At 70.3% G+C, this 13871-nt stretch carries 9 protein-coding genes; 5 read left to right on the forward strand and 4 right to left on the reverse strand.

The annotated features are described in order from the left end of the window. Positions 1-94: 94 nt before the first annotated feature. The 5 genes from FZ029_RS28350 to FZ029_RS33760 all read left to right on the forward strand — a co-directional run bounded on the left by FZ029_RS28350 (position 95) and on the right by FZ029_RS33760 (position 7685). A complete protein-coding gene (locus FZ029_RS28350) occupies positions 95-1531 on the forward strand; it encodes a mechanosensitive ion channel family protein (RefSeq protein ID WP_149273073.1) in 1437 nt (478 codons plus the stop codon). A gap of 536 nt (positions 1532-2067) precedes the next feature. Continuing rightward, positions 2068-3843, forward strand: a complete 1776-nt coding sequence (locus FZ029_RS28355; RefSeq protein ID WP_149273075.1) for an N-acetylglutaminylglutamine amidotransferase — start codon at positions 2068-2070, stop codon at positions 3841-3843. A 112-nt stretch (positions 3844-3955) separates the two neighbouring features. Then, complete coding sequence (ngg, locus tag FZ029_RS28360) at positions 3956-5716, forward strand: N-acetylglutaminylglutamine synthetase (protein WP_149273076.1); 1761 nt, start codon at positions 3956-3958, stop codon at positions 5714-5716. 185 nt (positions 5717-5901) lie between these two features. Beyond that, positions 5902-6960 (forward strand): osmoprotectant NAGGN system M42 family peptidase, encoded by a 1059-nt coding sequence (locus tag FZ029_RS28365; protein WP_188052093.1) that lies wholly within the window; start codon positions 5902-5904, stop codon positions 6958-6960. A 62-nt stretch (positions 6961-7022) separates the two neighbouring features. After that, a complete protein-coding gene (locus tag FZ029_RS33760) occupies positions 7023-7685 on the forward strand; it encodes a nucleotidyltransferase domain-containing protein (protein WP_247892541.1) in 663 nt (220 codons plus the stop codon). A 25-nt stretch (positions 7686-7710) separates the two neighbouring features. Here FZ029_RS33760 and FZ029_RS28375 read toward each other — a convergent pair whose 3' ends face one another. From FZ029_RS28375 to FZ029_RS28390, 4 genes are all read right to left on the reverse strand, one after another. Then, complete coding sequence (locus FZ029_RS28375) at positions 7711-9375, reverse strand: hybrid sensor histidine kinase/response regulator (RefSeq protein ID WP_149273078.1); 1665 nt, start codon at positions 9373-9375, stop codon at positions 7711-7713. Positions 9376-9482: 107 nt separating this feature from the next. Then, positions 9483-10250 (reverse strand): response regulator, encoded by a 768-nt coding sequence (locus FZ029_RS28380; RefSeq protein ID WP_149273080.1) that lies wholly within the window; start codon positions 10248-10250, stop codon positions 9483-9485. Further along, positions 10247-11392 (reverse strand): chemotaxis-specific protein-glutamate methyltransferase CheB, encoded by a 1146-nt coding sequence (cheB, locus tag FZ029_RS28385; RefSeq protein WP_149273082.1) that lies wholly within the window; start codon positions 11390-11392, stop codon positions 10247-10249. Before cheB ends, FZ029_RS28380 begins: the two co-directional genes overlap by 4 nt. After that, positions 11389-13638: a response regulator gene (locus FZ029_RS28390; RefSeq protein WP_149273083.1), complete on the reverse strand. Its 2250-nt coding sequence runs from the start codon at positions 13636-13638 to the stop codon at positions 11389-11391. The genes cheB and FZ029_RS28390 overlap by 4 nt, the downstream gene beginning before the upstream one ends. Between the last annotated feature and the right edge of the window lie 233 nt (positions 13639-13871).

Here is a 13871-nt window from a genome sequence, read left to right on the forward strand (position 1 = left end):
ATTGAATTGACCGCTTGACGGGACGGCGCTTGCTCGTGCCATCGTCGCCCCTCGCCCGGCCGAGGATGGCCGGCCGCCGAGGAGAAGCCCGTCGATGAACGCCTTGCGGCGTCTGTCCGCCCCTGCCCTGGTCCTGGCCCTTCTGGCTGCGCTGGTCGCCGTCAAGCCCTGGCTGCACAGCCATCTGGAGTCCTTCGTCGGGCCGCCGTTGAGCGGCGGGTTCGACATCGCCGTCGCGTCGGCCGCGTGGCTGGTCGCCGCCTGGGGCGGGGCGCGGGTGATCGACATGCTGGCGGCTGGCAACGGCGGCCGGCCGCCGCGCATCCCGCGGCTGCTGGCCGACCTGCTGCGCTTCTTCGTCTATGGCGTCGCGGTGCTGGCGATCCTGGCCTTCGTGCTGGAACAGCCGGTGACGGGGCTGCTGGCGACGTCGGGCGTCGCCATCGCCGTGCTGGGCTTCGCGCTGCGCAACATGATCGCCGACATCTTCGCCGGCATCGCCCTGAACATCGAGCATCCCTACCGGCTGGGCGACTGGCTGGAGCTGTCGCCCGGCGTCGCGGGACGGGTGGACGAGATCAACTGGCGCGCCACCCGCCTGATCGCCAGCGACGGCACCGCCATCGTCGTGCCGAACGGCATCGTCGCCGGCAGCCGCTTCGTCAATTACAGCCGCCCCAACCCGGCCTTCCGCGCCACCGTGCCGATCCTGCTGGACCAGGAGGTGCCGGTGGAGCGCGCCAAGCGCATCCTGCTGTCGGGCCTGCTCTGCGCCGACGGCGTGCTGCCCACCCCGCGGCCGGACGTGATCGTCGAGGCGGTGACGCCCAACGGCGTGTCCTATCTGGCGCGCTTCTGGACCGACGACGGCGGCCGGGTGTCGCTGGTGCGCGATGCCGTGCTGACGGCGGTGCTGTCCAACCTCGCCCACGCCGGGATCGAGCCGGCCCGCCCCAAGCAGGAGGTCCGCCGGCGCCAGCCGGGGCCGCCCGACAGCGGTCTGCTGCGGCGCGGGCTGCTGCGCCAGTTGGAACTGTTCGACGCCTTCGACGACAAGGAGGTGGACGCGCTGGCCCAGGCGATGCGGCAGTTCCACATTCCCGCCGGAAGCGCCGCCGTCCGCCAGGGCGATGCCGGCGAATCGCTGTTCGTCATCGCCGAGGGGGTGTTCGACGTCCAGATCGCCGCCCCCGCCCTCTCCGATGCGGAGGACGCTCCGCACCCCGGCGTGGTCCATCTGACGCGGCTGCGGCCGGGCGACCTGTTCGGCGAGATGTCGCTGCTGACCGGGCAGCCGCGCAGCGCCTCGGTCGTCGCCTGCACCGATGCCGTGGTGTTCGAGCTGTCGCGCGGCCATCTCGACCCGGTGCTGAGACGCCGTCCGGAACTGGCGGAACGGCTGGCCGAACTGATGGCCGAGCGCCAGACCCGCAACGTCAGCCAGTCTAAGCGCCAGCAGGGCGCCACCCCGCCGCCGCCGGTGGAATCGCAGGCGCTGCTGGCGCGGTTGCGGGGCTTTTTCGGGCTGTAGGAAATGGCTCCCTCTCTGTGGGGACGTCAACGCTTGAGCGGCGCTACAGCGACCGATAAGCAATTGGAGAAAATGAACTTTGCATCATCCCCGCGAAGGCGGGGATCCAGGCTTCCCGCCAGAGAACAGCGCGGAATAGCTGGATTCCCGCCTTCGCGGGAATGACGGCCGAGAGACGTTTCATCAATCCGAGACACTGCTTCACCCCGGAAGTGGTGCGTGCCATAGGCTGGTGAGAGCGGAGAAGTCCGCCGTCCCCGATCGGTGGCAAAATTGGAACTCCATCCCTATCTAAGCAGTCCCGGCCATTGTGCGGCCGGCTGCGAGCGATGATGCCCGACGGTCTTCGACATGGAACCTCGGGCGGTGTGGGCCGTTATGGCGCGCGGGTGCCGGCAACGATTTTACGATCGGAGCATCGTCTATCGCTCGCAACGGGTGGCGGCCGCATTCCGCAGCCGGCGCCCCCGGTGTTTGGCCCTTCTTGCGGGTCGAGCGCCCCTTCGTCCTGAACCAACGAGGAGGCTCGACAGCCGATGTGCGGACTGAGTGGTGAAATTCGTTTCAAGGCCGGCGAGGCGGCCAGCACGGTGGCGGTCCAGGCCATGTGCGACAAGCTGGCGCCGCGCGGGCCGGACGGCCACGGCCTGTTCGCCCATGGGCGCGTCGCCTTAGGACATCGCCGGCTGAAGATCATCGATCTCAGCGAGGCATCGCAGCAGCCGATGGTGGATGCGGCCCTGGGGCTCGCCATCGTCTTCAACGGCTGCATCTACAATCACCGGGAACTGCGGGAAGAGCTGGTCGGGTTCGGCTACCGCTTCTTCTCGGAGGGCGACACCGAGGTTCTGATCAAGGCCTATCACGCCTGGGGTCCGGATTTCGTCAAGCGCCTGAACGGCATGTTCGCCTTCGCCATCTTTGAGCGCGACAGCGGCCGGGTGGTGCTGGGCCGCGACCGGCTGGGCATCAAGCCGCTGTACTTGGCGGACATTCCGGGCGGCCTGCGCTTCGCCTCCACCCTGCCCGCCCTGGTGGCATCGGGCGGGATCGACACCGACGTCGATCCGGTGGCGCTGCACCATTACATGAGCTTCCACGCCGTCGTCCCGGCGCCCTACACGATCCTGAAGGGCGTGCGGAAGCTGCCCCCCGCCACGGTCATGATCGTGGAGCCGGACGGCAGCCGGCGCGAGAACACCTATTGGTCGCTGACCTTCGGGCCGCAGTCCGGCGACGAGGGCCGCGATTTCGCCGACTGGCGCGAACTGGTGCTGGAGACGCTGACCCGCGCGGTGCGCCGCCGGCTGGTCGCCGACGTTCCGGTGGGCGTGCTGCTGTCGGGCGGGCTGGACAGCTCGCTGATCACCGCGCTGCTGGCCGAGAACGGGCAGAGCGGACTGAAGACCTTCTCCATCGGCTTCGAGACGGTGGGCGACGAGCGCGGCGACGAGTTCCAGTATTCCGACATCGTCGCCAAGCATTTCGGCACCGATCACCACCGCATCTTCGTCGACAGCGCCCGCGCCCTGCCGGAGCTGACCGACTGCGTCCGCGCGATGTCGGAGCCGATGGTCAGCCATGACAACATCGGCTTCTTCCTGCTGTCGCAGGAGGTGGCGAAGCAGGTGAAGGTCGTGCAGTCGGGCCAGGGCGCCGACGAGGTGTTCGGCGGCTATCACTGGTATCCGCCGCTGCTGGCGAGCAAGGACGCCGTCAGCGATTACGCCCGCGTCTTCTTCGACCGCGATCAGGCGGAGATGGCGGAGGCGCTGGACCCGCGGCTGGTCGGCGAGGACCATTCCCGCCGCTGGCTGGAGCAGCGCTTCGCCATGCCCGGCGCCGACCGGCCGGTGGACAAGGCGCTGCGGCTCGACACCACCGTCATGCTGGTGGACGACCCGGTGAAGCGGGTCGACAACATGACGATGGCCGCCGGGCTGGAAGCGCGCGTGCCCTTCCTCGACCACGAACTGGTCGAGCTGGCCGCCCGCATCCCGGCGGAGATGAAGCTGCCGGAGGGCGGCAAATACGTCCTGAAGGAAGCGGCGCGGCGCGTGGTGCCTGCCGCGGTGATCGACCGGCCCAAGGGCTATTTCCCGGTGCCGGCGCTGAAATACCTGCGCGGCCCCTTCCTGGAGCGGGTGCGGGACGTGCTGAACGCCCCGGCGGCGCGCGAACGCAGCCTGTTCCGGCGCGAGTATCTCGACCGGCTGCTGGCCGATCCGGAAAGCCACATCACGCCGCTGCGCGGGTCGAAGCTGTGGCAGGTGGCTCTGCTGGAATTCTGGTTCCAGGAACAGGGCCTGTAAGCAGGCGCCTCAAAACGACAGACGCTCTGCCGGCACGTCCGGGCGCGGGACCGATCCGCGCCCCCGGATGTTGCCACTGCGGGGAGCCGCATCCGACGACCAGGGGGAACCCATGAGCTACGCCCGCGTGAAACCGCACCGGCTGGAACGCGCCGCCAGCGCCACCCTGCGCCACACCCGGCGCTATACCGGCCGTCCGCCGGCGGGAGAAACTGAGGCCGACGCGCCGCGCGCCGACGTGGTGGTGGATTGCGGGTGGGGCCGGCTGATCTTCGCCCACACCTTCGACGATCTCGACCGCATGATCGAGACGTTGCGGCAGGAGACGCCCGGCACCCGCGACATCGTGTTCTATCTGCAGGACCCGCATGTCGCCCTGTCGCGCGCCCCGCAGGAGCTGTTCCTCGACCCCTCCCACACCTTCCGCCTGTGGCTGACCGACTATCGCCCGTCGCGGCGTCGGCCGAAGGGCTACAGCGTCCGCCGGCTGCGCACGCGCGAGGATGCCGAGGGGGTGCAGCGCATCTATGCCCGGCGGCGGATGGTCCCGGTTTCCTCCTCCTTCCTGGTGGCGTCGCGCAACAGCCGGGTGCTGACCCATTTCGTCGCCTGCGACGATGCCACCGGCGAGGTGATCGGATCGGTGACGGCGGTCGATCACGCCCATGCCTATGGCGATCCGGAGAACGGCAGTTCGCTGTGGTGCCTGGCGGTCGATCCGCAGGCGTCGTTTCCGGGGATCGGCGAGACGCTGGTCCGCACGGTGGCGGAGCATGTCCAGGCGCGCGGGCGGGCCTTCCTCGATCTGTCGGTGCTGCATGACAACGAGAACGCCATCGCGCTCTATGAGAAGCTGAACTTCCGCCGGATTCCGGCCTTCGCGCTGAAGACCAGGAACCCGATCAACGAGCGGCTGTTCACCGGCCCGCAGCCGGGCGAGCAGTTGAACCCCTATGCCACCATCATCGTCAACGAGGCGCGGCGGCGCGGTATCGGCGTCGATGTGCTGGATGCCGAGGCCGGTTACTTCTGCCTGACCTGGGGCGGCCGCAGCGTGGTCTGCCGCGAATCGCTGAGCGAACTGACCAGCGCCGTCGCGATGAGCCGCTGTGACGACAAGGCGGTGACGCGCCGCGTGCTGGAACGCGCCATGCTGAAGGTGCCGGCCCAGGCGGTGGCGGGGGATGCGGAGGAGAACGCCGCCTTCCTGGCGACGCATGGCCGCATCGTGGTCAAGCCGGCGCGCGGCGAGCAGGGACGCGGCATCACCGTGGATGTGCGGGACGCCGAGACTATGGAGCGCGCCGTCGCGTCGGCCCGCCAGCATTGCGACACGGTGCTGCTGGAGCAGTTCTGCGAGGGGCGGGACCTGCGGATCATCATCATCGACAAGAAGGTGGTGGCCGCCGCGGTGCGCCGGCCGGCCGAGGTCACCGGCGACGGCAGCCACACGGTGCGCGAACTGATCGAGGCGCAGAGCCGCCGCCGCGCCGCCGCCACCGGCGGCGAAAGCCACATTCCGATGGACGCGGAGACCGAGCGCTGCCTCGCCGCCGCCAGCAAGAGCCTGGACGACGTGCTGACGGCCGGCGAGGTGCTGCCGGTGCGCAAGACGGCGAACCTGCACACCGGCGGCACGATCCACGACGTGACCGACAGCCTGCACCCGGAATTGGTGGAGGTGGCGACGGTGGCCGCCCGCGCGCTGGACATCCCGGTTGTGGGGTTCGATTTGCTGGTGGAGTCGCCCGACCGGCCGGGCTACGTGTTCATCGAGGCGAACGAGCGGCCGGGCCTCGCCAACCACGAACCGCAGCCGACGGCGGAACGTTTCGTCGACCTGCTGTTTCCCCAGACGCGGGGGGTGCTGTAGCGAATTCGCCCTCTCTCCCCCGGGGAGAGGGAGGGGCCCCACGAAGTGGGGAGGGTGAGGGGGATGCACTGCGTGGCTTCACGAGAATCCACGCCACGCGTCCCCCTCACCCTAACCCTCTCCCCGGGGGGGAGAGGGGATCCTCAGCAAGGCGGGAGAAGTTTCAGCAGGAGGAAAACTCAACCATGGCCGTGCCGCTGCCCATCGATATGGGCTATGTCACCGACATCCTCTACCGGCTGCTGACCACGCCCAGCCCGACCGGCTACACCACCGACGTGGTGCGGCTGTGCTGTGCCGAGCTGGAGCGGATGGGCATCCATTACGAGCTGACGCGGCGCGGCGCCATCCGCGCCGACCTGAAGGGCGTGCGGGCCAGTCCCGACCGGGCGCTGGTCGCCCATGTCGACACGCTGGGCGCCCAGGTAAAGATGCTGAAGGACAATGGCCGGATGGAGCTGGTGCCGATCGGCCACTGGTCGTCGCGCTTCGCCGAGGGGGCGCGCTGCACTGTGCTGACCGACCGCGGCCCGTGGCGCGGCACCATCCTGCCGCTGAAGGCGTCGGGCCACACCTTCAACAAGGAGGTCGACACCCAGCCGGTGAATTGGCAGCAGGTCGAGTTGCGCGTCGACGCCCCCTGCCGCAACCGGGCGGAGCTTGAGGCGCACGGCTTCAACATCGGCGACATCGTCGCCATCGACCCGCAGCCGGAATTCCTGGAGAACGGCTTCATCGTCTCGCGCCATCTCGACGACAAGGCGGGGGTGGCGGTGATGCTGGGCGCGGCGAAGGCGGTGGTCGATGCCGGGGCCGCCCTGCCGGTGGACTGCCACCTGCTGTTCACGATCTCCGAAGAGGTCGGGTCGGGCGCGTCCTCAATCCTGCATCAGGACGTGGCGGAGATGGTGACCATCGACAACGGCACCACCGCCCCCGGCCAGAACAGCAGCGAATATGGCGTCACCATCGCCATGGCCGACAGCACCGGCCCGTTCGACATGGCGCTGACCCACTCCCTATTGACGTTGTGCAAGGCGCAGAACATCCCGCACCAGCGCGACGTCTTCCGCTATTACCGCTGCGACAGCGCATCGGCCATCGAGGCCGGCAACGACATCCGCACGGCGCTGGTCTGCTTCGGCATCGACGCCTCGCACGGCTATGAGCGCATCCATGCGAACGCGCTGGAAAGCCTGGTGCGGCTGCTGGTGCTGTACCTGCAGAGCCCGCCGCGGGATTGATAGGCGGGATTGAGCGGAGCGGTGCGGGCCTGCTAGACTGTCATCGCTTAAGAGGGGACGGTATGCAGGGCATCGACCGAGACAGCCATCTTCCCGCGCCGACGGTGCCGGACGAACTGCTTCGCCCGGTCATCGCCCATTTCCAGCCGCGGAAGGTGATCCTGTTCGGATCGCAAGCCCGGGGCGATGCCGGAGACGACAGCGATTACGACCTGTTCGTGATCGTCGAGGACGATACGCCGCCGGAACGGCTGTCCTGGCAAAGCAAGTACGAAGCCCGTAGGACCTATCACCGGGCGGTCGACATCGTCGCCTGCCGTGCTTCGGTATTCGAGCGCAAGCGCGGCATGGCAGGGTCGCTTTCGAACATTGCCGACCGGGAAGGTGCGGTCGTCTATGCGGCTGATCCAGGCCCGCCGAGGGTGATCGGAGATGCACCCTCTCCCCCCCGGGGAGAGGGTCGGGGTGAGGGGGAGGCACCGAGTGCCTTTCCCAAGAATCCTCGCTGCGCTTCCCCCCCCCCCCCACCCCCTCCCCCCCCGGGGGGGGGGGGGGAAGGGGGCAAACCGGCCGCCCGCCCCCCCCCCCCCCCCCCCCCCCCCCCCCGCGGCGGGCGGGGGGGGGGGGGACCCCCCCCCCCCCCGGGGGGGGGGGGGGGGGGGGGGGGGGGGGGGGCACCGAGTGCCTTTCCCAAGAATCCTCGCTGCGCTTCCCCCTCACCCTAACCCTCTCCCCGGGGGGGAGAGGGGACTAATGGGCCAATCCGGCCGTCCCGTCCCGCCGCACCTCCTCCAGCACGCGGCGCAGGTCGCCGGGGTGGAGCGGCTTGTGCAGGAAGGCGCAGCCGCGGCGCTGGCCTTCCAGCAGGGATTCGGGCGCGGTCTCGCCGGTGAGGACAACCGCGGGGATGTCGGCCTTGAACAGCTTGCGCACGCGGTCGATCACGTCGAAGCCGGAGACCTTTCCCGGCAGGCGCAGGTCGGTCAGGATGGCGTCGGGCGGGCCTTCCAAGCCATCGACGGCGGCGAACACCTCGCGCATGTTGGATGCGGAGACGAAGGCGCAGCCCCAGCTTTCCAGGGTCAGCAGCAGGCCGGACAGGACCATGCTGTCGTCGTCCACCACCAGGATGCGCATGCCGTCCAACGGCACCGCCGCCCCCTGGTCGGCCGAGGCCGTCGCGGACGGGGTGTCGGCGAGCGCCTCCTCCCCCTCCAGGCGGTCGACGGTAACGGCGAAGACCGAGCCGCGGCCGGAACGCGACCGCACGTCGACGGGCGCGCTCAGCAGAACCGACAGGCGCCGTACGATGGCGAGGCCGAGGCCGAGGCCGCGCGTCGGGTCGCGGGCCGGGTTGGTCAGCTGGTGGAACTCGTCGAAGATGACGTCCAGCTTGTCCTGCGGAATGCCGAAGCCGGTGTCCCACACCTCGATCCGCCATTGCCCGTCGCGCTTGCGCAATCCCAGCAGGATGCCGCCGCGCTGGGTGTAGCGGATGGCGTTGGCCAGCAGGTTGCGGACGATGCGGCCAAGCAGGACCGGGTCGCTGCGGGTGACCGCCCGGCAAGGCAGATGGACGCGCAGGCGCAGGCCCTTCTCTTCCGCCTGGGGACGGAATTCCTCGGCCAGCGACTGCAGCATCGCGTCGAGCGACACCGGCTGCAGGTCGGCCTCCACCGTGCCGGCGTCCAGCGTCGAAATGTCGAGCAGGGCGTTCAGCAGCTGCTCGCCCGCCGTCATCGCGTTGGCCAGCATGCCGGCGGTGCGGGTCGCCCGCGCGTTGCCCTCCACCTGGGTGGTCAGGGCGTCGAGGAACAGGCGCATCGCCTGGAAGGGCTGGCGCAGGTCGTGGCTGGCGGATGCCAGGAAGCGGGAGCGCGCCGCCGTGGTGCGCGCCACCTCCGCCCGCATGGTTTCCGCCAGCTGCGCGATGGCGCCGTCCAGCGTCGCCGTCGCCAGCACCCCAACCACGCGGCCGTCGACCAGCAGCGGCGTGGCGTGCAGGCTCAGCGGCGGCTCGGTCGGCAACTGCAGCGGGGCGCCGTCGGGCGGCGGCGCCGGACCGTCAGTGCCTTTCGCCCGGTAGAGCGGGCGCAGCGCGTCGGCCACCGCCGCCCAGCCGCCGGGCAGCAGGGTCGGCCCGCTCTCGTCGCGGATGGCGGCGCGCGGGTGGTTCAGCAGAGAGGCAAGCGCCTCGTTGCAGCGGACGGCGGCCATCTCCGGCCCGCCGATCACGAGCATGGTCGGCACCGTCCCGGCCGCGCAGACGCGCCGCGCGTTGTCGAGACACTCGCGATAGCGCAGATCGGTCGGGGACATTGGGGTGGCCGCAGATCGGTGCATCGCCTTGGAGTCTCTCACATCGGTGTCGCTGGAGATCGGGGTGTCGTGGAACGGCTGAAGGCTGATCGCCATCGTGTTGAGCACCGGCACCGGTCGGACCGTCGGACAGTTTCGAAAAGCCCGCAGAGAATAAACGGACAAGCCGGCTTCCGAAATCACACGATGGCTCTACTCCCTTCCTATGCGGAAGGTGCAAGCCGCGGCAACCGCATCAGATGGTCCTCCACGAAGTATTTGCGGCGCAGAAGCGCCATCAGCCGGGTCTTCAGGACATCCATCTCCTGCGCCTTGCCGACGAAATCGTCTGCGCCGGCGTTCAGGCTGATCATCAGCTGTTCCTCGTCATCCTGGCTGGTCAGGATGACGATTTGGAAGAACAGGCCGCGCTGGCGCCGGAACCTGTCGAATCTCTCGCAGAGCTGGGTGCCGCTGGTCCCCGGCATCACGAGGTCGAGGATGACGCAGTCGAGCCCGCCGCCGGCCAGCGCCGTCACCGCCTCGTCGGCGTTGCGGGCGGCGGTGACGGTGCAGCCCTCCAGCTCCAGCTCGGCGCGCAGGAACTCGCGATAGGTCGCGCTGTCGTCGACGATCAGGATGCGGGCGCGGCGGAAGATCTCCGGCACGGTCGGCGGGGCGCTGCGCCGCTCCAACAGCGCGCAGGCCTCCTCCACCAGCGCCTTGGGGTCGGAGGGATCGTGCTCGCCGTCGCCGCGGCCGAGCACCATGACGGCGGCATCGCTGCGCGCGCGCAGGTCGGCAAGGCCGGTGGGGCCGGCAAGGTCGCCCTCGACGATCAGCAGATCCTGCGAATTGCCGGCGATCTCGGCCAGGGCCGGCTCCACGCCTTCGACGCAGACGGTCTCGACGCCGCGTTCCTCCAGCAGAAGCTTCATCAGAAGCCCCTGGGTCTGGGAACCCATGACCACCAGGCTGCGGAGTCCGTTCATGGCGCCATCTTCTCGTCGGAGGTCAGTTGCAGCAGCCGTCCGGCCACCCGGTCGAGAGGCAGTTCCTCCACCGCGCCGCCCAGGCGCACGGCGGTGCCCGGCATGCTGTGGATCACCGCCGTGGAGGCGTGTTCGGCTATGGTGTAGGCCCCCACCCGATGCATGTCCACCAGCCCCCTCGCTCCATCCTCACCCATGCCGGTCAGCAGCACGCCGATGCCGGAGGCGCCATAGGCGCGCGCCATCGACTGGAACAGCACCTCGCCCGACGGACGCTGGCCGCACACCGCCGGGTCGCCGGACAGGCCGATGGCGCCGTTGTCCACCAGCATGTGCCGGTCGCCCGGCGCCACATAGACCGTGCCGGGCCGCGGCTTCACCCCCGCCTCGCCCAGTTGCACCGGCAGCGGGGAGACGGTGCCCAGCCAGTTGGCGAAGCCCTCCATGAAGGGGGCGCCCATATGCTGGACCACGAAGACCGGCAGCGGAAAGCCGGCCGGCAGCTCCTTCAGGACTTTCGACAGCGCCGCCGGCCCGCCGGTGGAGGCGACGAGGCCAAGCCCACGGAAACGGCGGACGCGGCCGTCGGCCGTCACCGCCGCCTCGGGCAGGCGGCCGTCCGGGGATGGGGTTTCGCCGGGGGCGCTGTAAGAACGCGCGCCCCGCGCGGTGATGCGGTGGCGGATGACCTTCACCTGGCTCATGATGACCAGCTGGGTGCAGAGATGGTGCGCCACCGTCTGGTAGTCGGCGCGCGCCATGCTGCCCGGCTTCTCCACCACCGCCAGCGCGCCGGCCTGCAGCGCCCGCATCGGGATGTCGAGATCGCGCACGTCGGACGCCACCACGACGATCGGCAGCGGGGTCTGCCGCATGATGCGGCTGGTCACCTCGAAGCCGTCGATGCCCGGCAGGCGGATGTCGAGAGACACCACGTCGGGGGCGTTCTTCTCGATCATGCGCAGCGCCTGCTCGCCGCTGGAGGCGATGCCCGCCACTTCCAGCCGCGGGTCGGCGCCGATGACGTGGCTGAGCAGCTGCTGGATGACCGGACTGTCCTCCACCACCAGCACGCGGATACGACGGTGTCCGACGGTGGGGCTTCCGACGGCGGGAGGTCCGGAGTGCGCCGCCCCGCTCACAGCAGCCGCCGGATGCCGGCCAGAAGCTCGTTCTGGTCGAACCGCGTCTTGACGATGTAGGCGTCCGCCCCCAGCCGCAGGCCGCGCTCGCGGTCCTCGTCGCTGGCGCGCGAGGTGACGAGGATCACCGGGATCTCCTCCAGCCGCTTATCGGCCTTCACCGCCTGCAGCAGGGCGAAACCGTCCATCCGGGGCATCTCGACGTCGCTAATGATCAGGCCAACCTCCATCCCTTCGGAAAGGCGCTCCAGGGCCTCGCGCCCGTCCACGCACAGCGTCACCCGATAACCATGGGCTTCGAGGATGCTCTTTTCCAGCGTGCGGGTGGTGATGCTGTCATCGACGACCAGGATATGCGCCCGGGCAGGGGTAACCTCTTCCGCCGGGCGTGCCGGGGGCGGCAGGACGCTGCCGGGCAGCGGCATCAGGCCGGAGATGTTCAGCACCAGCGCCGGCCCGCCATCGTCCATCAGCACGGTGCCGAGATAGCGGCCGCTGTCGAGCCCGGTCTCCTCAGCCGCTGTCACCACCGTCTCGCGCGTCGCGACGAAGCGGTCGACCGCCAACGCCAGCCGCCGGTCGGCCGCGCGGACGACCACCAGGGCCAGCGAGCGTTCGGCGGTGGGCACCACCGGCGCCTCCATGCCCAGCAGGGCGGCCAGCGAGGTGACGGGCGTCTCCTCCTCGCCGATGCGGATCATTGGGGTGCCGACGCCGGAGAACAGCGATTCGGCCGTGGCATTGCGCAGCCGGACCACGTCGGCGGACGGGATCGCCAGGATCTGGTCCTGCACGGCGACGAAGACCAGACGCTGGCTGAGCAGGCTCAGCGGCACCTCGATGGTGACGGCGGTGCCGCCCTCCGGCCGGTCGGCGATGGTCAGGTTGCCCTGCAGCCGCTCCACCTCCCGCCGGGCGATGGGGAGTCCCATGCCGCGCCCGGCCAGTTCGGTGGTGCGCGACGCGGTGGAGAAGCCGGGATGGAACAGGAACTCGGTCAGCCGCTCCAGCGGCATCTCCTCACCGGACGACAGCTCGTCGGCGTCGATCAGGCCGCGTTCGGCCGCCTTGCGCAGGATCGCCGCGCGGTCCAGCCCGCGGCCGTCATCCTCGATGCGCAGGTGCAGGCGCGCCCCCTCCACCGACGCGGCGATGGTGACGCGCGCCGCCGGCCGCTTGCCCAGCGCCAGCCGTTCCGCCGGCGTTTCGATGCCGTGGCTGATGGCGTTGCGGGCGATGTGGAGGATGGGGTCCTTCAGCCGCTGCAGCACGTTGCGGTCGGCCTCCACCTCCAGGCCGCGGACGTCGACTTCGACCTCCTTGCCCTCGGCCCGGCTGATGTCGCGGACCATGCGGCCGAGGCCGCTCAGCTGGTTTTCCGCCGGCAGCATGCGCAGGCGCCGCATGTCCTGCTGGAAGCCGCCGCCCCAGCGCCGCATCGACCACAGCAGCCGGTCATGGCTGCGGTGCGCGCTGTCGAGCGCACCGCCGAGCGCGCGGAAGCGCCGTTCGAAAGCCATCAGGGCGGGCAGCGCGCCGCGGCCGTCCAGCGCGTCGGCGCCATCCTCCGGCCGGGTGTCCAGCCGGGCGCCGCGGCCGAGCTGCACGCGCAGATGACGCCATGCGCGGTCGAGCGCCCGCCATTCCTGCCGCATCGCGCGGAGCTGCTCGCCGAGCCCCGCCTGCGCCTCCACCTCCGGCAGCAGGGCCGAGGCGGTTTCCGACAAACGCTCCAGCCCCTGGGCGGCGATGCGGACCAGGGCGGCGGAATCGGCGTCGACGGTGCGCTCGCGCTGGCGGGGAGGCCGGGTCCCGGCTGTGCGGACGGGGGATGCCGGAGCGGGAGCGGGGGCCGGAGAGCGGCCATGGCCGCCGGCGGCCAGCGCGTCGAGGTCGGCGAGCACGCCGGCCGTCTCCACCTCCCCGCCGCCCTGGAGCGACCAGGCGACCAGATCCTCGATGGCGTCGAGCGCGCGGCGGAACACGCCGACATTGGCGGCGTCGAGCGGGATCTCGCCCTTCTGCACGGCGATGAAGGCGGCTTCCAGCCGGTGGGAGATCGCCTCCACCTCCGGCAGGTCGACGGCGCGGGCGGCGCCCTTCAGGCTGTGGGCGCGCCGGTGGATGTCGACGAGATCGGGCGCGTCGCCCGTCGCCTCCGCATCGCGGAGCGCGTTGCGGATCGCGGCGAGATGGTCCTTGTGCTCAAGGTCGAAGGCGGCGAGCAGGCGCTGGCGGATGTCCATCAGGGGACACTCCAACGCGTTTCCAATCCCCTCTCCCCCCCGGGGAGAGGGTTAGGGTGGGGGGGGAGCGCGACAGGAGCTTTGGGAGAGGCACGCAATGCAACCCCCCCCCCCCCCCCCCCCCCCCCCGGGGGGGGGGGGGGGGGGGGGGGGGGGGGGGGACGCGTGGCGTGGAGTCGCGGGAAGCCCGGCGCTTGGTCCTGCATTTGGATTTACATTCCGAAATGCATCCC

Source organism: Azospirillum sp. Sh1 (assembly GCF_008365135.1).
Taxonomy (GTDB): domain Bacteria; phylum Pseudomonadota; class Alphaproteobacteria; order Azospirillales; family Azospirillaceae; genus Azospirillum; species Azospirillum oryzae.

Excerpts from the sequence above, each read along its gene's own strand:
- FZ029_RS28375 (WP_149273078.1), bottom strand. The coding sequence starts at position 9,375 with ATGGCGATCAGCCTTCAGCCGTTCCACGACACCCCGATCTCCAGCGAC.
- FZ029_RS28390 (WP_149273083.1), bottom strand. The coding sequence starts at position 13,638 with ATGGACATCCGCCAGCGCCTGCTCGCCGCCTTCGACCTTGAGCACAAG.
- FZ029_RS28355 (WP_149273075.1), top strand. The coding sequence starts at position 2,068 with ATGTGCGGACTGAGTGGTGAAATTCGTTTCAAGGCCGGCGAGGCGGCC.
- FZ029_RS28350 (WP_149273073.1), top strand. The coding sequence starts at position 95 with ATGAACGCCTTGCGGCGTCTGTCCGCCCCTGCCCTGGTCCTGGCCCTT.
- FZ029_RS28365 (WP_188052093.1), top strand. The coding sequence starts at position 5,902 with ATGGCCGTGCCGCTGCCCATCGATATGGGCTATGTCACCGACATCCTC.
- FZ029_RS28380 (WP_149273080.1), bottom strand. The coding sequence starts at position 10,250 with ATGAACGGACTCCGCAGCCTGGTGGTCATGGGTTCCCAGACCCAGGGG.
- ngg (WP_149273076.1), top strand. The coding sequence starts at position 3,956 with ATGAGCTACGCCCGCGTGAAACCGCACCGGCTGGAACGCGCCGCCAGC.
- FZ029_RS33760 (WP_247892541.1), top strand. The coding sequence starts at position 7,023 with ATGCAGGGCATCGACCGAGACAGCCATCTTCCCGCGCCGACGGTGCCG.